21 protein-coding genes and 2 pseudogenes are annotated in these 21489 nt (G+C 66.2%); 10 read left to right on the forward strand and 13 right to left on the reverse strand.

Translation table 11 applies throughout. The features are described from left to right. The first annotated feature begins 494 nt into the window (after positions 1-494). From G4G28_RS25355 to G4G28_RS06865, 5 genes are all read left to right on the forward strand, one after another. Positions 495-1025, forward strand: a complete 531-nt coding sequence (locus G4G28_RS25355; RefSeq protein ID WP_229508061.1) for a Xaa-Pro peptidase family protein — start codon at positions 495-497, stop codon at positions 1023-1025. Continuing rightward, positions 1025-2098 (forward strand): galactokinase, encoded by a 1074-nt coding sequence (gene galK / locus G4G28_RS06850; protein ID WP_183108173.1) that lies wholly within the window; start codon positions 1025-1027, stop codon positions 2096-2098. Before G4G28_RS25355 ends, galK begins: the two co-directional genes overlap by 1 nt. Positions 2099-2108: 10 nt before the next feature. Further along, complete coding sequence (locus tag G4G28_RS06855) at positions 2109-3914, forward strand: glycoside hydrolase family 2 protein (RefSeq protein WP_182991383.1); 1806 nt, start codon at positions 2109-2111, stop codon at positions 3912-3914. Positions 3915-4006: 92 nt separating this feature from the next. Beyond that, positions 4007-5164, forward strand: a complete 1158-nt coding sequence (locus G4G28_RS06860) for a glycosyltransferase (RefSeq protein ID WP_183108174.1) — start codon at positions 4007-4009, stop codon at positions 5162-5164. A 199-nt stretch (positions 5165-5363) separates the two neighbouring features. After that, complete coding sequence (locus G4G28_RS06865) at positions 5364-6317, forward strand: TraB/GumN family protein (protein WP_183108175.1); 954 nt, start codon at positions 5364-5366, stop codon at positions 6315-6317. A 106-nt stretch (positions 6318-6423) separates the two neighbouring features. Here G4G28_RS06865 and G4G28_RS06870 read toward each other — a convergent pair whose 3' ends face one another. From G4G28_RS06870 to G4G28_RS06900, 7 genes are all read right to left on the reverse strand, one after another. Beyond that, complete coding sequence (locus tag G4G28_RS06870; protein ID WP_183108176.1) at positions 6424-7227, reverse strand: hypothetical protein; 804 nt, start codon at positions 7225-7227, stop codon at positions 6424-6426. Positions 7228-7382: 155 nt separating this feature from the next. After that, on the reverse strand, positions 7383-7781 hold the full coding sequence (locus tag G4G28_RS06875; RefSeq protein ID WP_182991388.1) for a VanZ family protein: 399 nt from the start codon (positions 7779-7781) through the stop codon (positions 7383-7385). 72 nt (positions 7782-7853) lie between these two features. Beyond that, positions 7854-8168 (reverse strand): hypothetical protein, encoded by a 315-nt coding sequence (locus tag G4G28_RS06880; protein ID WP_182991389.1) that lies wholly within the window; start codon positions 8166-8168, stop codon positions 7854-7856. Positions 8169-8933: 765 nt separating this feature from the next. Then, the gene (locus G4G28_RS06885; RefSeq protein ID WP_183108177.1) at positions 8934-9698 is read right to left on the reverse strand and encodes an SDR family NAD(P)-dependent oxidoreductase; all 765 of its coding nucleotides are present in this window, start codon (positions 9696-9698) and stop codon (positions 8934-8936) included. Positions 9699-9885: 187 nt separating this feature from the next. Next, positions 9886-10401: a TPM domain-containing protein gene (locus G4G28_RS06890; RefSeq protein ID WP_308601889.1), complete on the reverse strand. Its 516-nt coding sequence runs from the start codon at positions 10399-10401 to the stop codon at positions 9886-9888. Next, the gene (locus tag G4G28_RS06895; RefSeq protein WP_182991390.1) at positions 10401-11231 is read right to left on the reverse strand and encodes a YgcG family protein; all 831 of its coding nucleotides are present in this window, start codon (positions 11229-11231) and stop codon (positions 10401-10403) included. Before G4G28_RS06895 ends, G4G28_RS06890 begins: the two co-directional genes overlap by 1 nt. A 4-nt stretch (positions 11232-11235) precedes the next feature. Continuing rightward, entirely contained in the window at positions 11236-11847 is a 612-nt protein-coding gene (locus G4G28_RS06900) for a LemA family protein (RefSeq protein ID WP_182991743.1), read from the reverse strand. 145 nt (positions 11848-11992) lie between these two features. Between G4G28_RS06900 and pyrF the strand changes: the two genes are divergently transcribed. Further along, positions 11993-12814: an orotidine-5'-phosphate decarboxylase gene (gene pyrF, locus G4G28_RS06905; RefSeq protein ID WP_182991391.1), complete on the forward strand. Its 822-nt coding sequence runs from the start codon at positions 11993-11995 to the stop codon at positions 12812-12814. A 306-nt stretch (positions 12815-13120) separates the two neighbouring features. Here the strand turns inward: pyrF and sbcB are convergent, their stop codons facing one another. The 3 genes from sbcB to G4G28_RS28045 form a co-directional block, all read right to left on the reverse strand. Beyond that, positions 13121-14569, reverse strand: a complete 1449-nt coding sequence (gene sbcB / locus G4G28_RS06910; protein WP_182991392.1) for an exodeoxyribonuclease I — start codon at positions 14567-14569, stop codon at positions 13121-13123. Between the two features lie 92 nt (positions 14570-14661). Next, entirely contained in the window at positions 14662-15042 is a 381-nt protein-coding gene (locus G4G28_RS28040; RefSeq protein ID WP_308601892.1) for a GGDEF domain-containing protein, read from the reverse strand. Continuing rightward, complete coding sequence (locus G4G28_RS28045) at positions 14991-15554, reverse strand: cyclic nucleotide-binding domain-containing protein (protein ID WP_308601894.1); 564 nt, start codon at positions 15552-15554, stop codon at positions 14991-14993. Before G4G28_RS28045 ends, G4G28_RS28040 begins: the two co-directional genes overlap by 52 nt. A 222-nt stretch (positions 15555-15776) precedes the next feature. On the opposite strand from G4G28_RS28045, the gene G4G28_RS06920 reads away from it, so the two are divergent. Next, positions 15777-16619 carry a helical backbone metal receptor gene (locus G4G28_RS06920; RefSeq protein WP_182991394.1) on the forward strand — a complete coding sequence of 281 codons (843 nt, stop codon included), beginning with the start codon at positions 15777-15779 and terminating at the stop codon, positions 16617-16619. A 40-nt stretch (positions 16620-16659) separates the two neighbouring features. Here the strand turns inward: G4G28_RS06920 and G4G28_RS06925 are convergent, their stop codons facing one another. From G4G28_RS06925 to G4G28_RS06935, 3 genes and pseudogenes are all read right to left on the reverse strand, one after another. Then, entirely contained in the window at positions 16660-17040 is a 381-nt protein-coding gene (locus tag G4G28_RS06925; RefSeq protein ID WP_182991395.1) for an HPF/RaiA family ribosome-associated protein, read from the reverse strand. Between the two features lie 116 nt (positions 17041-17156). Next, positions 17157-18418, reverse strand: a pseudogene (locus G4G28_RS06930) (MFS transporter). Between the two features lie 344 nt (positions 18419-18762). Further along, positions 18763-19791, reverse strand: coding sequence for a CDP-6-deoxy-delta-3,4-glucoseen reductase (locus G4G28_RS06935; RefSeq protein WP_182991397.1), 1029 nt, complete (start codon positions 19789-19791; stop codon positions 18763-18765). A gap of 12 nt (positions 19792-19803) precedes the next feature. Between G4G28_RS06935 and G4G28_RS06940 the strand changes: the two are divergent. From G4G28_RS06940 to G4G28_RS06950, 3 genes and pseudogenes are all read left to right on the forward strand, one after another. Further along, a pseudogene (locus G4G28_RS06940) lies at positions 19804-20690 on the forward strand (NAD-dependent epimerase/dehydratase family protein). Positions 20691-20735: 45 nt separating this feature from the next. After that, positions 20736-20987, forward strand: a complete 252-nt coding sequence (locus G4G28_RS06945; protein WP_182991744.1) for a hypothetical protein — start codon at positions 20736-20738, stop codon at positions 20985-20987. Between the two features lie 194 nt (positions 20988-21181). Beyond that, on the forward strand, positions 21182-21445 hold the full coding sequence (locus G4G28_RS06950) for a hypothetical protein (protein WP_182991398.1): 264 nt from the start codon (positions 21182-21184) through the stop codon (positions 21443-21445). The last annotated feature ends 44 nt before the right edge of the window (positions 21446-21489 follow it).

Raw genomic sequence — 21489 nt, forward strand, 5'->3', positions numbered from 1 at the left:
GGCCGCCGCCATCCGCCTGCGCGGGATCGACTGGTTTGCCCGGATCACCGCCGGCGGCTCCAGCGCCGTGCTGCAGACGGCGGAAAGCGGCGTGGCCGAGGTGCTGGTCACGCGCGACGAAGCCGTGGTGCTGACCGACGAGATCGAAGCCGCGCGCCTGCGCGAAGAGGAGATTCCGGCCGGCTTCACCTTCCACATCGCGCCCTGGGCCCAGACCGAGTTGCATGCGCGCTATGTGCTGGGCCTGGCGGGTGATGGCACCGTGCTGTCGGACCGTCCCCAGAACGGCGAGCAGCCGCTGCCGAACCCGCTGCGCCAGCGCCGCATGGTGCTGGGCGAGGCCGAGCAGGCGCGCTACCGTTTGCTCGGGCGCGAGGCGGCCGAGGCGATGACGGAAACCCTGCGTGCGGCCAGGCCCGAGTGGACCGAATGGCAGCTGGCCGGGGCGGGTGCGGCGGCGCTGTGGCGGCGCGGCATCCATCCGGCCACTGGTGATGGCGGCCGGGGCGCGGCGCCTGCCTTTGTTCCGTCATCCGACGCCGTCGCACGAGCCGCTCGGCGCGCGCGCCATGCTGGTGTTCTGCGCGCGCCGCCGCGGCCTGTACGCGAACCTGACGCGCTTCGTCAGTTTCGGCGGCGAGGGCAGTGCGCCGCAGGAGCAGTCCATGTTGATGGAAATCGAGGCCACCGGCCTGGCCGCGGTCACACCGGGCAAGTCGCTTTCGGCGGTGTACCACGCGTTCGACGCCGCCTACCGCCATGCCGACCGCGAGAAGGCGATCGACGAGCACCACCAGGGCGGCATCACCGGCTACCTGGCGCGCGAGATCGTCGCCACGCCCAGCACGGCCGCCAGCCTGGAACCCGGCATGGCATTCGCATTCAACCCCAGCCTTGCGGGACTGAAGATCGAGGACACCTTCCTCCTCGGCCCGCAGGGACTGGACAACCTGACCCTGGATCCGCAGTGGCCTGCCGTGAACGTGCATGGCCGCCAGCGGCCGCTTTGGCTGGAGACAAGCTGATGGTGACGACCGATTCCTTCTTCGGCGGGCCGCCCGAGGTCCATGCATCCGCCCCCGGGCGCGTGAACCTGCTGGGCGAGCACACGGACTACAACGACGGCTTCATGCTGCCGGTGGCCACGCCCCAGCGCACGACGGTGGCGCTGGCCCGGAGCAACGACGATCATTTCTATTTCTATTCGAGCACGCTCGACGCGAACGTCACCTTCGCGCCGAACGGCAGCGCCCCCGCCGGTTTCGGCAGCTATATCGAGGGCTGCATCCGCCTGGTCGAGGCCGAGGGCGTGCAGGTGCCGCCGCTGCGGGTCTGGGTGTCGACCGACGTGCCGGTCGGTTCGGGCCTGTCCTCGAGCGCGGCGCTGGAGGTGGCAATGCTGCGCGGCCTGCGCCAGCTGCTCGGCTTCGAACTCGACGACGTCAAGCTCGCGCGCCTGGCCCAGCGTGCCGAGATCGAATACGCGCGGGTCAACTGCGGCATCATGGACCAGATGGCCTCGAGCCTGGCCGACGAGTCGAACATGCTGTTCATCGACGCCCGCACGCTCGAGCACCGGCTGGCGCCGCTGCCGGAAGGCACCGAGATCATCGTCATCGACTCGGGCGTGGCGCGCAAGCTGGCCGGCAGCAAGTACAACGAACGGCGCGCCGAGTGCGAGGAAGCCTCGCGCAAGCTCGGGGTGAAGGCGCTGCGCGACGTGCAGGACCCGGAGGCCGTGGAAGCGCTGCCCGAGCCGCAGCGCCGTCGCGCACGCCACGTGGTACGCGAAAACCTGCGCGTGCTGGAAGCGGCCGAAGGCGTGTCGGCCGAGCGCTTCGGCGAGCTGATGAACGCATCGCACTACAGCCTGCGCGACGATTACGAAGTCTCGATCCCCGAGCTCGACGTGCTGTGCGAGCTGTTGCGGGCGCAGGAAGGCGTGCTCGGTGCGCGCCTGACCGGTGCCGGCTTCGGCGGCGCCTGCGTTGCACTGTGCCGCGCAGGCCATGCGCAGCAGGCCGCAGCGGCCGCCCTTGCCGCTTACAACCGGGACGGCCGCCAGGGCCGCATCCTGATTCCCGTTCCGACTGAATGAAAGGATAATAATGAGTCAGTTTGAATATCCACGTCCCCAACTGGTGCGCGACAACTGGATCAGCCTGAACGGCAAATGGCGCTTCTGTTTCGACGACGCGATGCGCTTCAAGCTGCCCGACGACGTGACCGAGTGGACGCACGAGATCGAAGTGCCGTTCGCACCCGAAACCAGAATGTCGGGTATCGGCGATACGGGCTTTCACAGGGTCTGCTGGTACGAACGCGAGTTCACCCTCACGCCCACCGACGGAAGGACGATCCTGCACTTCGGCGCGGTCGACTATGCCGCGCGGGTCTGGGTCAACGGCCGCCAGGTAGCCGAACACGAGGGCGGCCATACGCCGTTCTCGGCCGACATCACCTCCGCCATGAGCGCGGACGGCAAGCAGGTCGTGACGGTGTACGTCGAGGATGATCCGGCCGACCTGGCCAAGCCGCGCGGCAAGCAGGACTGGCTGCTGGAAGCCCACTCGATCTGGTATCCACGCACCACCGGCATCTGGCAGACCGTCTGGGTCGAGCAGATCGGCAACACCCATATCGCCAAGCTGAAGTGGACGCCGATTTTTGAGACCTTCGAAATCGGCTGCGAGGTCTTCGCCGGCGGCGACATCCGCGACGACATGTTCGTCGAGGTCAAGATCTGGCATGGCGAACAGTTGCTGGCCGACGATTATTACAAACTGCTGGCGGGCGAGGCGAACCGCAAGATTGCGCTGTCCGACCCGGGCATCGACGACTCGCGCAATGAATTGCTGTGGAGCCCGGAGCGCCCGACGCTGCTCGACGCCGAGGTCACGCTGCGCTGCAACGGCCAGGTGCTCGACCGCATCCGCTCGTACACGGCGCTGCGTTCGGTGGCGATCAACCGCGACCGCTTCATGTTGAATGGAAGGCCATACCAGCTGCGCCTGGTGCTCGACCAGGGCTACTGGCCCGAATCCTTCCTCACCGGCCCGTCGGACGAGCATTTGAGGCGCGACGTCGAGCTGGCCAAGCTGATGGGCTTCAATGGCGTGCGCAAGCACCAGAAGATCGAGGATCCGCGCTACCTGTACTGGGCCGACAGGCTGGGCCTGCTGGTGTGGGAAGAGATGCCCTCGGCCTACCGCTTCAGCCCGAAAGCGATCTCGCGCATGGTGCGCGAGTGGACCGAGGCCATCGACCGCGACTACAGCCATCCCTGCATCATCGTCTGGGTGGCCTTCAACGAGTCGTGGGGCGTGCCGAACCTGACGCTGACCCAGGCCCATCGCAATGCCGTGGAGGCCCTGTACCACCTGACGCGCACGCTCGACTCGACGCGGCCGGTGATCGGCAACGACGGCTGGGAAGCTTCGGCCACCGACATCCTCGGCATCCACGACTACGACTGCGATCCGGAAAAGCTGGGCGCGCGCTATGCGGTGACCGACCCGGTGCGCACGCTGTTCGACCAGCGCCGTCCGGGCGGGCGCATCCTGACGCTGGACGGCTTCCCCCACCGCGGCCAGCCGATCGTGCTGACCGAGTTCGGCGGCATCGCCTTCGATACCAAGGGAACGCCGGAAGAGGGCACCTGGGGCTATTCGCGCTCGACCACGGCGGAAGGCTTCCATAACCTCTACCGCGGCCTGCTGAAGGTCGTCAACGAAACCTTCATGTTCAGCGGCTTCTGCTACACGCAGTTCGCCGACACCTTCCAGGAAGCGAACGGCCTGCTCAACGCGGACCGGACGCCCAAGCTGCCGTTCGAAGACATCTATGCGGCGACGCGCAACCTGGCGTCGGTGCACCAGACAACCAAAGAGGAAATCCGGCCAGGCGCCGTCTGATCCTCCGCAAGGAGGAAACGGGCGGTCGGGCCAGTAGCGCAAGAAACCGTCATCAACCGACCGCCCGGCCGTGGGCGACAAGGAGAATCAACATGAGTACCATCGTCGTCTTCAGCCACCTGCGCTGGGATTTTGTTTTCCAGCGTCCCCAGCACCTGCTGACCCGCCTGGCCCGCCAGCACCGCGTCCTGTTCATCGAGGAACCTGTCCTCGATGAAGGGGGACCGGTCCGGATGGAATGCCTGGAGCGCGGCCCGAACCTCACGGTGTGCAAGCCGCATACGCCGCTGCATGCGACGGGCTACCACGACGACCAGATCGCACTCGTGCTGCCGCTCCTGTCCGAGCTGGTACCGCCAGGCGAGCGGCCCGTCGCCTGGTTCTACACGCCGATGGCGCTGCCGCTGCTGCAGGCGCTGCGCCCGCGCCTGGTGGTGTATGACTGCATGGACGAGCTGGCCTCGTTCGCGAATGCGCCCAAGCAACTGCTGCAGCGCGAGACGGCGCTCCTGAAACTGGCCGACCTGGTCTTTGCCGGCGGCCCCAGCCTGTACGAGGCGAAGCGCCAGCGCCACCCGAATGCCCATTGTTTCCCCAGCAGCGTCGACGTCGCCCATTTCAGCAGTGCGCTCGACCGGTCGAGCAGCCATCCGGCGCAGGAAGCCATTCCCGGTCCGCGCCTGGGTTTCTATGGCGTCATCGACGAGCGCATCGACCTGGCCCTGGTCGACGCCGTGGCCGCCGCCCGCCCGGAGTGGCAGCTGGTGCTGGCCGGTCCGGTCGTGAAGATCAGCGAAGACAGCCTGCCGCGCCGGCCGAACATCCATTACCTGGGCCAGCAGCCCTATGACGCGCTGCCGCGCCTGCTGGCTGGCTGGGACGTCTGCCTGATGCCCTTCGCGCTGAACGAGGCGACCCGCTTCATCAGCCCGACCAAGGTGCTCGAGTACATGGCGGCCGAGCTGCCGGTGGTGAGCACGGCGATCGCCGACGTCGTCAATCCGTACGGGCATGTGGTGTCGATCGCCGACGGCGCGGACGCCTTCGTGGCCGCCTGCGAAGCGGCGCTGGCCCTGCATCCCGAGGCACGCGACAGCATGCGCGCCACCATGCGCGACACGGTCGCGCGCACGTCCCGGGAACGCACAGCCGAGGCCATGTCGGCGCTGATCCTGGGCAGTCCCGATCGCGCCATGGACGAGGCGCAGGAAGAGGTGCCGTCGCTGCCGCGTACCGCGCGCCATGCCTGAAGCGCAGCGCCCGGGCAGCGCGTGCATGCCCCGGGTGCCTGCGTTATCCGATCAGCTTGCTTTGCCGGGCATGCGTGCCCGGCCTGCGCTGCCCCGTTTATCCCCTTCCTGCGCCGTGCCCGTTTGGCCGCATGCATCCGCTCCGCTTGCCGCGCTGTCCGCGCGGGCAAGGGAGCCGGCGCGCATCGTGGCATCCGCCGTGGCGCTGATCTTGTTGCTTGTTCTCGCCCTGGCAGCGGCACTGCTGCCCGCACGCCTGGCCCGCGCCGAAACGCTCGCCTCGAGCGGGCATCGTGGCGCCAGTCCCGTCGGTCCGGAACCGGTAGCGGAACGCCACCACGGCGGCTTGTACCGGATCAGCGGCCGGGGACGGGTTGCCTACCTGTTTGGCACCGTGCACGTCGGCGCGCCTTCCTTCTACCCGATGGCGCCGGAAGTGGAGCGGGCGCTGGCCGGGGCCGACCAAGTCGTGGTCGAGCTCGATACGGGCGCCAAGGGCGCTTTCCTTCACGCCCTCGACAGGCATGCCCGTTACGCCCGGGGCGACGACATCGGCCGCCACCTGGCGCCGGCGACGATGGCGCGCCTGCGCACGGCCTTGCACACGGAAGGCATCAGCGTCGCCAGCATGTCCCACCTGAAACCCTGGCTGGTGGCCAATCTCTTGATCAGCATGCAGCTCGAACGCCAGGGATACCGGCGTAACGACGGCGTCGAGCAGGTCATGCTGGCCCAGGCGCGCCGGCGCGGTACACGCATCCGCACGCTCGAAAGCGCCGACCTGCAGCTGGGCCTGTTCGACAGCATGAGCGACATCGAGGCCGAGCGCTACCTGCTCGATACGCTCGACGGCCTGGCCGACGGCAGCGCGGCACGGCGCGCCGGCCGGGTGATCGAAGCCTGGCGCTCGGGCAAGGCCGCAGAGCGCGATGCCGCACTGAGCGAGGCCACCAGCGGCGGCTCGGAAACCGCCGATTTCACGCGCCGCAAATTGCTCGGCCAGCGCAACCCCGACATGGCAAGCCGGATCGACACCCTGATGGGCAAGGGCGACGTGCTGTTCGTTGGCGTCGGTTACCTGCACCTGATGGGTGAGAACGGCCTGCCGCAGTTGCTGGCGCAGCGCGGATACCTGGTCGAACGCGTGTATTGACGATTTCCAGCGCCTTGCTGCCTGCCACAACCAGCGCAGACCGGCATGTCGCCTCGTTCGACGACAAGCCAGGTTGAACGCCTGGCTTGGCCTGCCTGCTGCCCTGTCAGCGCCGGATGGCGCCGCCGCTTACGTTCACACGGTCGTTGCTGCGGAAGTCCGGCGTGGTTTCCTGGGTGAGGACTTGGGTGCTGCCATCGTCCATGCGCAGGGTGATGCGGTAGACGCGGTCGGACGACATCGAGCTGCCTGCCGAGCTGCCGCCGACTGCCGCCCCGGCGGCCGTGCCGGCACCGCTCGTGCTGCTGGCACTGCGTGGCACGGTTTCGATCGAGATGACGGTGCTGTTCGGGCTGGTGCTGACCGCGGTGGCGCTGCCGCCGCTCGAGCTGCCGCTGGCGGTATCGGCCGTGGCGCCGGCGGAGCCGCCTTCGCTCATGCTGCTTACGCCGCCGGAAGTGCCCGAGGTGCCCGAGGTGCCGGAGCTACCGGAAGTGCCCGAGGTGCCGGAGCTACCGGAAGTGCCTGAGGTCCCTGAGGTGCCGGAACTACCGGAAGTACCCGAGGACCCCGAGGTCCCCGAGCTGCCGGAGGTCCCCGAGCTGCCCGACTGGTCGTAGCCGCTGCTGCCCGAGGTGCCCGAGGTTCCCGAGGTGCCCGAGGTGCCCGAGGTTCCCGAGGTGCCCGACGAGCCCGACGAGGAGCCGCCGCCCCAACCACCCGATCCGCTGGTGCTGGTCCCGGCTCCGGTGCCGGACATGCCGCCGCTGCCGGTCGAACCGCCCGAGGAACTGCCGCTGGCGCTGCTGCCGCCGCTGTCACCGCCGCCGCGCATGCCGGCGCAGCCCGACAGGCCGATCGCGACGGCCAGCAAACCCGCCAGGAGCACGCTCTGGTGTTGTTGTTTCATATCGATCCTCCGTTGATTTTGTCGATGGGATGCGTGACGATGCCGTCTGCCACTCCGGTAAGAGGGCTGAACGGGAACGACGTTCCAGCTGACTCGGGTTGAATATGAGCCAGATCAAGCGAGGGTGAAGACGGGAAACGGGTTTCCCTGCAGACTCAGCTGCGCTGCAGGGCGGTTTTCGGCAACAGCATCCAGAGGATCGCGCAGGTGAGGAGCGCGGCGCTGCAGTCGACCATCCAGTCGCGCACGTCGGCGCCGCGGTAGGGGAACATGCTTTGCACCAGCTCGTCGATGGCACCCATGAGCGCGATGGCAATAATCGTTGCGCGGCTGCGGCTGGCCGCGTTCCCGCTGCTGGCGGTAAACCACAGCAGCGCCAGCGTCGCGTAAGCCAGCGAATGCAGCACGACACCGGGCGCGTACTGGCCGATGTCGGCGCGCGCGCCAGGGATCGAGCCGGCGATCACGATGGTCAGGAACATGACGAGCGCGGCAGCATAGCGCAAGCGGTTCAGGCGCGGGTCGAGCAGCAGGAAGGTCAGGAAGGACGGCATGGTTGACGAAATGGCAAAGCGACAACCATACCATGTCCGGGCGGCGGGCGCCGCCACGGCACTAGCCGCACATCAGATGGTCAAGGCCGGGGCGCCGTCCGCGTAGCGGGCGTCGAAACAGCTCTCGCACTCGGCGCAGAACAGGTGTGCCACGCGTACCGAGGTCTGGCGCAGCACGAGCTTGAGCTTGCCTTGCTGGCACTTGGGACAGATTTCGCGGACGTTGCCGAAGGTCAGGAGCGTGAGGGTGGAATGCTCGCCGTCGACATGGTCGACGACGACCAGAGGATTGAGCTCGCTGAGAACCAGATAGTCGAAGCCGTCGCACTGGCGGCGGCTGTCGGAGGAGGATGCGTGGGTAGTCTGTTCAGGAAAATGATGATTCATCGGTCGAACTCCCTTGTGTTTTGACATGCCGTGCAACTGCGCTTTGTCCTCTTGGATATTCCTTGCAGGCAACCCATGGCGGGGCCGGCGGGGAAGGCAGGTTTCGGCGCGCGAACTTCATCATAGTCAAAAGCGGATGCGCTGCAAGGTCTGCCCGTCCTTTTATTCCTTGCACATAATTTGGAACAAAAAAATGCCCACCAGGAGAGAGTGGTGGGCACAACCCAAGACCGGGCCAAGAGACGGTGTTCGGTGGGTGTGCGGCGCGAAGCACCGCACACCTGTCTGCAATCACGCATATCGGTTGCGTGTACTGCAGATGAATTCAGTATAGGCAGGCATTGTGACCGGGGTATGACGTAGCGCAACCTCTGCAGCTCTTCCAGGAACGAACTCGGCGGCTGACGATCTATGGAAGGGGTAGTTTTCGCTGGATGGGCAAAAAAAAGCCCGCTTCGTGAGCGGGCTGAAGACTATTTTCTTGGAGGAGAATAGTGGAGACAGGTGCCATTATGTTGCGTCGCGACATACGTGTCTAATTGTCTATTCAGATACCAGACATGCGAACGGTGAATATGTTTCGGCAACTGTCATACATATGCTTTGGTGCGAATCACTTCCGGAGATATCCGCCCAGCAGCTCCACTGGGAAAAACCTTGTCGCACGGGCTTGAGCGAGGGGCGGTCACGGGATGAATGGTCTCCAAAAACAGTCCTTGCGCCGAAATCGACGCGCAAACGGTCACGCAGACGGATGTAAAACAGCTATTCGCGCACCGGCACCGTGTAGTTCAGCGGCATGCGCCCGCCGTCGGCGTACAGGGTTTGCCCGGTAATATAGGACGCGTCGTCGCTGGCAAGGAAGGCGGCGATGGCGGCGATTTCTTCGGGTTCGCCGCAACGCCCGAGCGGCGTGCGCGACAGGATGGTGTGGCGCGCTTCCGGGCTGGACAGGACGGCCTGCTTCGCCAGTTCCGTCAGGATGGTTCCGGGGCCGATCGCGTTCACGCGGATGCCGTGCTGCGCCAGGCCGATGGCGGCTACACGCGTGAGCTGGTTGACGCCGCCCTTGGACACCACGTACGGAATCTGGTTCGGTATCACGAGTTCGGCGTTCACGCTCGACATGTTGATGATGCAGCCGCTCTGGCGCTTGACCATGTCGCGCGCCGCCGCCTGGCTGCACAGGAACATCGATTTCAGGTTGATGCGCAACACGCGGTCGAAATCCTCCTCGGAGAGATCGAGGAAGTCGGCGGCATGGGTGACGCCCGCGTTGTTGATGAGTATGTCCAGCTGTCCGAAGGCGTCGACGGTGGCGCGGAAGAGGGCGTCCACGTCGGACTTCTGGCTGACGTCGGCGCAAAAGAAGCGGGCATTGTCGCCCAGGGCTGCGGCGGCGTCGGCGCCCTCGGGGCGCACGTCGGCAAGCATCACGCGTGCGCCCTCGCGCACGAGGCGCTGGGCGCAGGCCAGGCCGATGCCCTGGCTGGCACCGGTGACGAGGGCGGTCTTGTTGGCGAGTTTCATGTGCGGGCTTTCACGGGTTCGGGAAGGGCATTGTAGCGGCAGCCCGGCCCCGCATGCACGGGAGCTGCGGCGAGTCTGCCCCGTCAGCCGGTGACTGCGGGCGCATACCTTTCCGCAGCGGTGGGCCGGCCGAAGTCAGCTGCCGATGCCGGCGCTGCCGGCGTCCCGGCAGTCGACCCGCAATGGTTTACAGCATGATCGGCTTGTCCGGCAGCTCGTTCGGGCGCGTCCCGTTGGCCGGGAAATGTTCGCGCAACAAGGAGTTGACCTGCTCGATCGCCGCCAGCGTGGCCTCATGATAATTGCCGCGCTTGAAGCCTTCGGTCATCGTGCGGCACACGGCTTGCCAGGTGCTGCTGTCGATCTTGCGGTCGATGCCGCGGTCGGCCACGATGTCGACCTTGTGCTCGGCCAGGTTCACATACAGCAGCACGCCGCAATTGTCCTCGGTGTCCCAGACACCGTAGTCGGCGAACAGGGCCAGGGCGCGCTGGCGGTTGCTGATGCCGTCCCAGGCCTCGTCGGTGGGCAGGGCCGCCTCGACGATGAAGCGCACCTCCCCCGGTGCGTTTGCTCGCCGGCGGTAATGGCCTGCGCGGCGGCCGCGAGGGTTGCTTCCGGAAAGGCGCTGGGCGTCGGCCTTGCTGCTGCGCCAGTGGCGGATGACCCGGCCCAGGCGCTGTCCAAACGATGCGTGTTCCATTACCAGTCTCCCGAAGCGCCGCCGCCGTCGAAGGTGCCGCCGCCGCCGGAGAAACCGCCTCCGCCAAAGCCGCCGCCACCGCCGGAGAAGCCGCCGAAGCCGCCACCGCCGCGGCCCATGTTGCCGATCACGTTACCGAGGATGAAACCGGTGGCGCCGCTGCCCCAGCCGCCACGCGACAGGCGTGGACGGCGCGGACGGAAAATCGAACGCACCAGCATGAAACCAAAGACCAACATCAAGATACCGAACATACCGATCCCGCCTCCTTCCGTGTTACCGCCGTTGGGGGCTAGCTGCTGCCCCTGTTGTTGCTGCGCCGCGGGAAATCGCTCCCGGTTCAGCAGCGTGGCGATCGCGCCCACGCCTGCGACCAGGCCCTCGTAATAATGGTTTTGCCGAAAGTGCGGGGCGATCACGTCCTGCAGGATGCGCTTCGATTGCGCGTCCGTCAGCACCCCCTGCACGCCGCGTCCCGCCTCGATGCGCAGGCGGCGCAGCGCACCCGGGTTGTCGCGCGCAACCAGCAGGATCACGCCGTCGTCGACGCCCTTGCGCCCGATCTTCCAGGCTTCCGCCACGCGGATGCCGTATTGCTCGATCGCTTCCGGCTCGGTCGACTTCACCAGCAGCACCGCGATCTGGTTGCCAGTCTGGGCCTCGTGCTGGGCCAGTACCGCTTCCAGGCGCTGGCGCTGGGTGGCGTCGAGCATGCCAGCCATGTCGGTGACGTGGCTCGTCAGCGGCGGCACCGCTTTCAGCTGGGCCTGCGCAGGCGCGGCCAGCATGCAGGCCAGCAGGAGTAACCAGCACTGTCGCAGCAAGTTCATCGCGTCACTTGCCGAAGTTGACCGTCGGCGCGGTCGAGATTGCTTTTTCGTTCTCGACCGTGAACGATGGCCGCGCTTCATAGCCGAACATCATTGCCGTCAGGTTGGTCGGGAACTTGCGCACGGTAACGTTATAGTCCTGCACCGAGGCGATGTAGCGCTGGCGCGCCACGGTGATGCGGTTTTCAGTGCCCTCGAGCTGCGATTGCAGGTCGCGGAAGCTGGTGTCGGCCTTGAGCTCAGGATATTTTTCGGAGACGACCATCAGGCGCGACAGCGCGCTCGACAGTTCACCCTGCACCTGCTGGAATTTCTGGAATGCCTGAGGATTGTTCAGCACTTCGGGCGTGATCTGGAAACTGGTGGCGGCTGCGCGCGCACGGGTGACCGCTTCCAGGGTCTCCCGTTCGTGCGAGGCATAGCCCTTGACGGTGTTCACCAGGTTCGGAATCAGGTCGGCGCGGCGCTGGTACTGGTTGACCACTTCGCCCCAGGCGGCCTTGGTGGCTTCGTCCTTGACCTGGAAGTCGTTGTAGCCGCAGCCCGAGAGCAGCGAGCCGGCGAGGGTGGCAAGCGCCAGCAGGCGGGTCCAGCGCGCAATAATGGAAGACGTCATCATGTTCTTGTCCATGCGAGTTGTCGAATGGTCAAAAATATACCCGTTTGCCGCGACGCCGGTCGCACGGTCGTGCTGGACGCGGGGCGAGCGCCCCGTCGACAGGTACAATATCGGGTTTGCAATGACATCTGGGAGGCCTGACGTGAATTTCATCAACAAGCTTGCCGCGGCATGGACCCGCAACGACTCGCTCCTGTGTGTCGGCCTCGATCCCGACCTGGCGCGCCTGCCGGCGCACCTGAAGGATGAACCGGACGGCATCGTTCGCTTCTGCAAGGCGATCATCGATGCCACCGCCGACCTGGCCTGCGCCTTCAAGCCGCAGATCGCCTATTTCGCCGCCCTCGGCGCCGAAGCGCAGCTGGAAACGATCTGCCGTTATTTGCGCGAGGCCTATCCGCACATCCCGCTCATCCTCGACGCCAAGCGCGGCGACATCGGCGCCACCGCCCACCAGTACGCGCGCGAAGCCTTCGACCGCTACGGCGCGGATGCCGTCACGGTCAATCCCTACATGGGCTTCGATTCGGTCGAGCCCTACCTGGAGTGGGCGGATCGCGGCGTGATCGTGCTGTGCCGTACCTCGAACGCGGGCGGCTCGGATCTGCAGTTCCTGAACGTGGAGGGCAAGCCGCTGTACCAGCACGTGGCACGCCTGGTCGCCGAGAAATGGAACCGGAATGGCCAGTGCGCCCTTGTGGTGGGCGCTACCTTCCCTGAAGAGCTGGCGCAGGTGAGGGCGATCGTCGGCGAGATGCCGCTGCTGGTGCCCGGTGTCGGTGCCCAGGGTGGGGACGTGGCCGCCACGGTGGGCGCAGGACGCACGGCAGCGGGGACGGGGATGATGATTAATTCCTCGCGGGCGATTTTGTATGCGGCGCTGGCCGAGGGGGAAGATTTCGCGGCGGCAGCACGGCGGGTGGCGCAAGAGACGCGGGATGAAATCAATCGGTATCGGGGGTAAGACAACGACGAAAGCGGTGTGCCGGCCGGGTGGGGCTGTTGCCTGCGGCGCAGGTGGTTCGCATCATTCGCATGGGCACGGGGTGCCTCGGCGGCCCCGCCCACCCTACAGGAAACGTTAGTGGCCAGATCGTGCAAACCCCATGCTTTTGCATGAACCTGCCGATAGCGCCTCCCGTAGGGTGGGCACTTCGTCATGATGGCCCCCGGCCATCATGACTGCCCACGCGGATCGTAGAAACCGTTAGCAGCGCAGGCAACAGCCCCACAAGCGTCAATATACCGTCAGGGCGAGCATCGCCCCACGTCAATACCTGCTCGGCGCAATCATCTCCACATACTCGTACAGCTGCCCCAGGATTTCCTCGGCGCGCTCGTCCGCCGTCTCCGACAGCGCATCGATCTCCCCAAACAACTGATCCACCGTTCGCGCACCGCCGGCGCCGTCGAACAGGCGCGCCGCCCGATGCGCTTCCCACTCCTCGGCTTCGGCTTCGCTCAGGGTATGCGGGAAGTTGCGGGCGCGGTAGCGGCGCAGGAGTTCGGCCAGGCGTTCGTCGTCGAAAGAGGGGCGCACGGTTGCAAACTGCTCGGGCGTCTGCATGCGCAGCGACTCGAGCTTGCGGCGGTCGTCCTTGCTGACGAAACCGCCGTACAGGTCTTCGTCGACATCGGTCTCGCTGGCCGCCGCCGGCTTCTGGAAGACCTGGGTCCAGGTGGCAGCCATGTCCGGTCCGCGTGCAGCCAGCGCGGCATGCGCGCGGCCCTGCTCGAGGTCGATGTTCCAGCGCGCGGCCATGGCAGGGCTCAGCGTCTTGAGGTTCCCCACCAGCATCGGCGACTTGTTCAGGTGCACGCTCTTGATCGGCAGCCGGGTCACACCCTCGGGCAGGTCGGCGCTGCGCGTGAACATGCGCTGGCGGATGGTGTCGACGTCGAGCCCGAATAGCTCGGACGGATCGTGGCGGCAATCCCAGACCAGCACTTCGTTCTTGTTGCTCGGATGCTGGGCCAGCGGATAGACCAGGCCCAGGCAGCCGTGCTCGACCGGAAACATGCCGGACACGTGCAGGAACGGCTGGCGCTGCTCGCGCTCGAAATGCAGGCCCATCTCGGCGGCAACCTTGTCCTTGCGCCGTAGTTCGAGGCAGAAGTCGAACAGGCGCGGCTGCGCCTTGCGGAGCAGGCGGGCGAGGGCGATGGTGGCGCGCACGTCCGACAGCGCGTCGTGGGCCGCCTCGTGTGCCAGGCCATTCGCGCGCGCCAGGTCTTCCAGCCGGAAGCTCGGCCGTCCGTCCGGGTGGCGCGGCCATTCGATGCCTTCCGGACGCAGCGCGTAAGTCATGCGCACGACGTCGAGCAGGTCCCAGCGGCCGCAATTGTTTTGCCACTCGCGCGCATACGGGTCGAGCAGGTTGCGCCAGAACAGGAAGCGGGTCACTTCGTCGTCGAAGCGGATGGTGTTGTAGCCGACGCCGATCGTGCCAGGCTCGGCAAAGGCCGCCTCGATCTGGCGCGCGAACTCGTGCTCGGGCACGCCTTGCGCCAGGCACTGCTGCGGCGTGATGCCGGTGATCAGGCAGGACTGCGGGTCGGGCAGGTAATCGTTCGCCGGCTGGCAGAACAGCATCAGGGGCGTGCCGATTTCGTTCAGCTCGGCATCGGTACGGATGGCCGCGAACTGCGCCGGACGGTCACGGCGCGGCTGCGCCCCGAAGGTTTCGTAGTCGTGCCAGAGGAAGGTGTGAGTGCTCATCGATTCTTGGAGTGGTGGTGCCCCGCTTGGGTGCCCGGATTGTCGGGCTACCCATGCGATACGTCAATGGCCAGAATCGGCAGCACCGTGTGTCACAGGCTCACGCAGTTGCGTCCGGCTTCCTTGGCGCGGTACAGGGCGGCATCGGCCGCGTCGATCAGGCTCGTTTCGTCGCCGTTCGGGTCAAGCACGGCCACGCCGAAGCAGGCCGTCAGGTGCGGCATCGGCACGCGCATGTCGGGGAAGAGCACGGCTTCGCGCATCTGCTTGCACAGGCGCTCGGCCACCATCTGCGCCAGCTCGGCTGTCGTTTCCGGCAAGACCGCCATCAATTCCTCGCCACCATAGCGCACGGCGAAGTCCGAGGGGCGCAGGCCGTCGCGGATCACGTTCGCGGCCGCGCACAGGGCGGCGTCGCCGATCAGGTGGCCGTGGGTATCGTTGAACTTCTTGAAATTGTCGAGGTCAACCATGAGCAGGGCCAGCGGACTGCCCGGTTGCGCGCCCGCGCCACCAGCTTCGGCAGCATGTCGGCCAGCCAGGTGCGGTTGTACAGGCCCGTCAGCGTGTCGTTCAGCGACAATTGCCGGTAGAACTCGCCCAGCTTCTGGCGCCGGCGCAGCAGCGCGTTGGCGGCGCGAATCCGGAACGACAGCAGGCGCAGCAGGTTGCGCGCGACGGCGTTCGAATGGTCGATGAGTTGCCAGGCCAGCTTCGATTCGATTACCAGCAGGCGCGTGTCTTCCACCGCGCGCACGGCGTCGAGGTTGGCGGCATCGTCCAGCACCGACTGTTCGCCCACGCTCTCGCCATGCAGGATGCGGGTGATGTGGCCGTCGGAGGTGCCGGCATGGCCGTCGGTCTCGACTTCGAGCATGCCCGACAGCACGATATACAGCCGCGCCCGCACCGTGTCCTCGATGGCCTCGCCCGCGTTCAGCTGCACCACCTCGCAGTCGGCCAGCGCCGCGGCGGCTGCGGCCATGTCCGCTCCGCGAAACAGTTCGAGCTCGTCGACCGGGAAACCTGCATCCCGAAAAGTACCGATATGTTTCAAAACGCATTCCTCCGCTGAGTAGAGCCGATGCTTCATTCGCCCCCTTGATGGCCTGTCCGGCTGGCGCAGTGCCATCGAGATTGCATGATAAACCATCGCGCCGCTTCGGCTCCGCTGGTATTTCAGAAACAACAATGTTCCAATGTCGGGATGAATCCGACAAACTTCCCGGCCCCAGGGCCGCAATCACCCCACCTGGTCGACGCCCTCGGCCAGGTCCACGTGCCGGCGCCTGGTGCGCGCATCGTCTCGCTGGTGCCCTCGATCACCGAACTGCTGTGCGACCTGGGCCTGGCGCCGCAGCTGGCCGGGCGCACCGGCTTCTGCATCCATCCGCAGGAGGTCGTGGCCGCGATCCCGAAAGTGGGCGGCACCAAGGACGTTAACATCGAGAAGATCCGCAAGCTCGCGCCGACCCACCTGGTGGTCAACATCGACGAGAACGAAAAGCCCACCGTGGACGCGCTGGCCGCTTTTGTTCCGCACATCGTCGTCACCCACCCGCTGGCGCCGCGCGACAACCTGGCGCTGGCACGGTTGATGGGAGCGGTATTCGGTGTCGAGGCGGCTGCGGAAACCTGGTGCGCGGCGTTCGAGGCCGAGTACGCGGCACTGCGCGCACGCCCTCCAGGACCCGCACGCACGGTGCTCTACTGTATCTGGCAAGACCCGTGGATGAGCGTATCCGGCGACACCTATATCGCGCGCATGCTGGCCGAGCTCGGCTGGCAGGTGCCGCAACTGGGGAACGATGCACGCTACCCGCGCTTTTCCTGGTCCGACGAACTCGTGGCCGGGCTGGATGCGGTGCTGCTCTCGACCGAACCCTACCGCTTCACGCAGGCCCATGCCGATGCGCTGGAAAAGCAGATCGGTATCCCGGTCTTCCTCGTCGATGGAGAAATGATGTCCTGGTACGGCAGCCGGGCGCTGGCCGGGCTGCGCTACCTGCGCGAGGTGCGCGCGATGGTCGAGGGGGAGCGGGGGGACTGAAGCGGCAAGGCCGATTCCGTCCCGCCGGCTTTCCCGGTGCTTACATCCCGCTGGTCAGGTTCTTGTCCGCGGCGGCATCGATGTCCATCGGTGGCGCTTCGCGGCGGCTCTTGTCGGCCAGGCGGCCGAGGGCGCTGTCGAGGGCACGCTTGAGTTTGCTGCCGGCCTGGGTGATGGCCTGGTGCAGGTTGACGGCGTGCTCATGCACGACGACCGGGGCATAGCCGGTGACGTGGGCTTCCATCATGCAATAGTTGCCGCCGTCGAGCTGCTTCTGGCTGTTTTCGTTGGAAAGGTGGACGTCGACGCGGTGGACGTTGTCTTCGAAACGGCCGATCGAGCTTTTCACCACGGTTTCGACGTGCTCGTCCAGGCCCTGGTGTTTATCGATGGTGCGGTCGGTGTTGACAGTGATTTGCATAGATAGCTCCGTAGTCAGAAATCTTGTAGCCGATCTTACACTTTTTGCCATTTTCAAAGAATACCGCACGGTTACAACGAGGCCTGCTCCGACAAGCGCGCGGGCATTTTTTACCGTCAGGCCTGCTGGCGGGCTGCCTGCTCTTCTTTCTCGTGGTGCGGAAAACGGTCCATTTTCGACAGCACCGGGAACAGCACTGCCCACAGCCCGGTCACGGCCAGCGTCGCCGCGCCGCCCAGCAGGATGGCGCGCACCAGGTCGAACCAGCCGGCCGTCACGCCCGACTCGAATTCGCCGAGCTCGTTCGACGCGCCAATGAAGACCGCGTTCACCGCGCTGACGCGGCCGCGGATCTCGTCCGGTGTTTCGTATTGCACCAGCAGGTGGCGTACGTAGACGCTGACCATGTCGCCGGCGCCCAGCAGGAACAGGGCGCCGAGGGCCACCGGGAACTGGCCGGTCCAGCCCAGCACCATGGTGGCCACGCCGAACACGGCGACGCCGCCGAACATCCAGGCGCCGACATGGCGGCGGATGGGCGCAAACGCCAGCAGCACCGAACAGACGGCCGCGCCCGCGCCGGCGCCGTGCGCAGCCAGCCGAGCGCGGTAGGGCCGGCATGCAGCACGTCGTGGGCATAGGCGGGCAGCAGGGCGGTGGCGCCGCCGAACAGCACCGCGAACAGGTCGAGCGAGATCGCGCCCAGCACGATCGGGCGCGAACGCACGAAGCGCAGGCCTTCGAGCAGCGTGTGCCAGCTGGCCGGCGCGGTGGCTTTTTACCTGAGGCGCGCTCGTGGTCGAGGCCATGAGCAAGGCGGACACCGCCAGCAGCACTGCCGACAGCGCATACACGACGGTCGGGCCGAACACGTAGAGCAGGCCGCCGAGCACGGGGCCGGCGATCACGGCGACGTGGAAGGTCGACGAAGCGAGGGCCACGGCCTGGCCGAAATCACGGTCCGGCACCAGTTGCGCAGCACCGCCTGCGAGGCCGGCATCATGAAGGCACGCGCGCTGCCGAACAGCACCAGCACCGCGAACACGGGCCAGACCACGTGGCTGCCGCTGGCGGTAAAGGCCAGCAGCAGGGCGCTGACCAGCAACTGGACCCCCATGCAGGCAACGATGATGCGGCGCCGGTCGTAGCGGTCGGCCACGTGGCCGGCCCACAGGATCAGCACCAGGAAGGGCGCGAACTGGGCCAGGCCGATCAGGCCGAGGTCGAACAGGCTGCCGGTGATCTGGTATACCTGCCAGCCGACGGCGACGCTCTGCATCTGGACGGCGAGGGTGCCGAGAAAGCGCGCCGACAGGTAAAAGGAGAGGTTACGGTTGCGCAGGACGCCGAGGCCGCGCGAGGGGGAAGACAGGGACATGAAGGAAGTGCGTTGCTGGCTGGGACCGTCCATTGTGCCTGAATCGGCGAAACACCGCAGGTCGCAGGGTAGGCGGCTCTACCCGCGCTGCTTGAGCCGACACGGCAGCGGCGCCGTCTGCGCGTTCAACGCGCGGGCGAACAGCCGTAGGGTGGGCGCCCCGTGCCCACGCGGACGCGTGCATTGCGTTTAAGCTATTTGACTCGTATTTCCGATCACAACCGCCGTGTCAACGCAATCATCTGTTCGACTACGGCGTGGGCACGGGGCGCCCACCCTACGAGACCGAGGCGGCACCTGCGCCGCCCACGCGTTCAGCGCACGGACGCGTCGAGACGCCGGATTTATTCCGCCGCCAGGTCCGCCTCGGTCGTGAACGCATCGGCATAAAACTCCTCCGCCGGCAGGCCGCATTGCGCCGTGTATTGGCTGCGCGCGGCGTCGACCATCACCGGCGCGCCGCAGGCATACACCTGCCAGCCCGAGAGGTCCGGAATGTCCTGCATCACGGCGGCGTGTACGTAGCCCGTGCGTCCGCTCCAGCCATCTTCCGGCAGCGCGTCCGAAATTACCGGGATATAGGTGAAGTCGGGCAGGGTGGTGGTCCAGGCTTCGCACAGCTCGTGCATGTACAAATCCTGCGGACGGCGTCCGCCCCAGTACAGGCGCACCGGGCGGGTGGACTTCAAATGCATCAGGTGCTCGACCAGCGCCTTCACGGGCGCGAAACCCGTGCCCGACGCGAGCAGCACGATCGGCTTGCTTGATTCCTCGCGCAGGAAGAAGGTGCCGAGCGGGCCTTCGAAACGCAGGATGTCGCGCTCCTTCATGGCGCCGAACACATGGTCGGTGAACAGGCCACCCGGCAGGTGGCGGATGTGCAGCTCGAGCGGGCGCTCCAGGCTCGGCGCGCAGGCCAGGCTGTAGGCGCGGCGCTTGCCGTCTTTCAGCAGGAATTCGACGTACTGGCCGGCGCGGTAGGCCAGCGCTTCGCTGGCCGGCAGCTGCAGCGTGACGATGGCGACATCCGGCGCCGCGCGCGTGATCGACTGCACCCGGGTCGGCATCTTGCGGATCGGGTAGTCGCTGCTGCCGCCGACCTCGCGCGCTTCGATGGTCACGTCGCCCTCGGGCACCGCGCAGCAGAACAGCGACATGCCCTGCAATTTTTCCTGTTCCGACAGCGCGCGCGCCTGGTGCGGCTTGTGCGCGACCACGCCGTCGACCACCTTGCCCTTGCAGGAACCGCAGGCGCCGTTCTTGCAGCCGTAGGGCAGGCCGACGCCTGCGCGAATGGCGGCTGCCAGCACGGTTTCGTCGTCCTCGCAGGCGAATTGGGTGCCGCTGGGCTGGACAGTGATCTGGAACGTCATACAATCCTCAAAATGAACAACAACAATAAATTGGGGCGCCCGCGCCTCTTGCTGGTGGGTTGCGGCGACGTCGGCATGCGTTTGCTGCCGCTCCTGTGTCCGCGTTTCCGTGTCTTTGCCCTCACGCGCGAGCAGGCACGGGCGCCGGCGCTGCGTGCCGCCGGGGCGGTGCCGGTCGTGGCCGACCTCGACCAGCCGGCGACGCTGGCGCGCCTGCGCGGACTGGCACACTACGTCGTCCATCTGGCGCCGCCCCGGCCTGAGGGCGCGCGCGACCTGCGCACGCGCAGCCTGGCCGCCATTCTACCCGAGGGGGCGCGGCTCGTTTATGTCAGTACCAGCGGTGTCTATGGCGATTGCGGCGGGGCGCTGGTCGACGAAACGCGCCCCGTGGCGCCCCGCAATGCGCGTGCGGCGCGGCGGGTCGACGCCGAGCGCGTGCTGCGCGACTGGGCCAGGCGCAGCAAAGGCAGCGTGGCGATCCTGCGCGTGCCGGGCATTTATGCGCAGGAGCGCCTGCCCTGAAACGCCTGCGCGAAGGCACGCCGGCGCTACGCGCGGAAGACGACGTGTACACGAATCATATCCATGCCGACGACCTGGCGCGCATCGTCGCGCTGGCACTGGCGCGCGCGCGTCCTGGGCGGGTGTACCACGCCACCGACGACACGCGCTTGAAGATGGGCGATTATTTCGACGCAGTGGCCGATGCCTTCGGGCTGCCGCATCCGCCACGCCTGCCGCGCGCGGAACTGCGCGCGACCGTCTCGCCCATGCAGCTGTCGTTCATGTCGGAATCGCGCCGCCTCGACAACACGCGCATGCGCCGCGAACTCGGCGTGCGCCTGCGCTATTCGCACGTCGGGCACGCCCTGGCGCAATGGGCACTGATAGAATAGCGCCCCTCCCAAAATCATTCACGACGAGTGCACACCATGACGACCATGACCTACGAAGCCTTCCTCGACGAAATCACCACGCTGCTCACCGAAATGTACGACCTGGACGACGAGGCGGCGATCAAGCTGGTGGTCGATGCGCAGGCCAACGATTATTTCGTGGCACACGACGACCATGACGCCATGCGTACCGTCGAGCAGGCGAAGAAGGAAGCCGTCGCCCTGTTCGAAAGCAAGCAGAACAAGACGCAAACCCAGGTGCGGCAGCAACTGCGCGCGCGCCACAAGAAACCATGATGTTGCAAGCGAGCATCGGTAGCGAAAAAACCATGCTTGTTGCTTGAGTAAAAACTATCTTTCCTATTATCATTGCCACCCCGCGAATATCGCCATATAAATGGCGCATTTTCCAGCCCGCAGGCCAATTTTTCACGACGAATCGACAACTGTGAAAAATTTATGCAGGTTTGTGACATTTGGAAAGAATTTAGATGCCGATCAGAAGGTTGCCGGAAGGCGCACAATATGACCCCAACCGTGTGCTGGATGCCATCATCCTGAAAACGGGTTTGAAGAACGACGCGGCGCTGTCGCGCGCACTCGACGTGGCACCGCCGGTGATCAGCAAGATCCGCCACAGTACCCTGCCGATCGGGGCGACGATCCTGTTGCGCATGCACGAGATCAGCGACTACAGCATCCGCGAACTGCGTTCCCTGATGATTGCGCCGGAAACGCTGGGCCAGTCGGCCTGAGGGGAGGGCCGGCGCATTGCCGCCGGCTGCGATCTGGACAGGAT

The organism is Massilia sp. Dwa41.01b (assembly GCF_014171775.1).
Classification (GTDB): domain Bacteria; phylum Pseudomonadota; class Gammaproteobacteria; order Burkholderiales; family Burkholderiaceae_D; genus Telluria.

Excerpts from the sequence above, each read along its gene's own strand:
- G4G28_RS25355 (WP_229508061.1), top strand. The coding sequence starts at position 495 with ATGGCGGCCGGGGCGCGGCGCCTGCCTTTGTTCCGTCATCCGACGCCG.
- galK (WP_183108173.1), top strand. The coding sequence starts at position 1,025 with ATGGTGACGACCGATTCCTTCTTCGGCGGGCCGCCCGAGGTCCATGCA.
- G4G28_RS06855 (WP_182991383.1), top strand. The coding sequence starts at position 2,109 with ATGAGTCAGTTTGAATATCCACGTCCCCAACTGGTGCGCGACAACTGG.
- G4G28_RS06860 (WP_183108174.1), top strand. The coding sequence starts at position 4,007 with ATGAGTACCATCGTCGTCTTCAGCCACCTGCGCTGGGATTTTGTTTTC.
- G4G28_RS06870 (WP_183108176.1), bottom strand. The coding sequence starts at position 7,227 with ATGAAACAACAACACCAGAGCGTGCTCCTGGCGGGTTTGCTGGCCGTC.
- G4G28_RS06875 (WP_182991388.1), bottom strand. The coding sequence starts at position 7,781 with ATGCCGTCCTTCCTGACCTTCCTGCTGCTCGACCCGCGCCTGAACCGC.
- G4G28_RS06880 (WP_182991389.1), bottom strand. The coding sequence starts at position 8,168 with ATGAATCATCATTTTCCTGAACAGACTACCCACGCATCCTCCTCCGAC.
- G4G28_RS06885 (WP_183108177.1), bottom strand. The coding sequence starts at position 9,698 with ATGAAACTCGCCAACAAGACCGCCCTCGTCACCGGTGCCAGCCAGGGC.
- G4G28_RS06890 (WP_308601889.1), bottom strand. The coding sequence starts at position 10,401 with ATGGAACACGCATCGTTTGGACAGCGCCTGGGCCGGGTCATCCGCCAC.
- G4G28_RS06895 (WP_182991390.1), bottom strand. The coding sequence starts at position 11,231 with ATGAACTTGCTGCGACAGTGCTGGTTACTCCTGCTGGCCTGCATGCTG.
- G4G28_RS06900 (WP_182991743.1), bottom strand. The coding sequence starts at position 11,847 with ATGACGTCTTCCATTATTGCGCGCTGGACCCGCCTGCTGGCGCTTGCC.
- sbcB (WP_182991392.1), bottom strand. The coding sequence starts at position 14,569 with ATGAGCACTCACACCTTCCTCTGGCACGACTACGAAACCTTCGGGGCG.
- G4G28_RS28040 (WP_308601892.1), bottom strand. The coding sequence starts at position 15,042 with ATGGTTGACCTCGACAATTTCAAGAAGTTCAACGATACCCACGGCCAC.
- G4G28_RS28045 (WP_308601894.1), bottom strand. The coding sequence starts at position 15,554 with ATGGCCGCAGCCGCCGCGGCGCTGGCCGACTGCGAGGTGGTGCAGCTG.
- G4G28_RS06920 (WP_182991394.1), top strand. The coding sequence starts at position 15,777 with ATGAATCCGACAAACTTCCCGGCCCCAGGGCCGCAATCACCCCACCTG.
- G4G28_RS06925 (WP_182991395.1), bottom strand. The coding sequence starts at position 17,040 with ATGCAAATCACTGTCAACACCGACCGCACCATCGATAAACACCAGGGC.
- G4G28_RS06935 (WP_182991397.1), bottom strand. The coding sequence starts at position 19,791 with ATGACGTTCCAGATCACTGTCCAGCCCAGCGGCACCCAATTCGCCTGC.
- G4G28_RS06945 (WP_182991744.1), top strand. The coding sequence starts at position 20,736 with ATGACCTACGAAGCCTTCCTCGACGAAATCACCACGCTGCTCACCGAA.
- G4G28_RS06950 (WP_182991398.1), top strand. The coding sequence starts at position 21,182 with ATGCCGATCAGAAGGTTGCCGGAAGGCGCACAATATGACCCCAACCGT.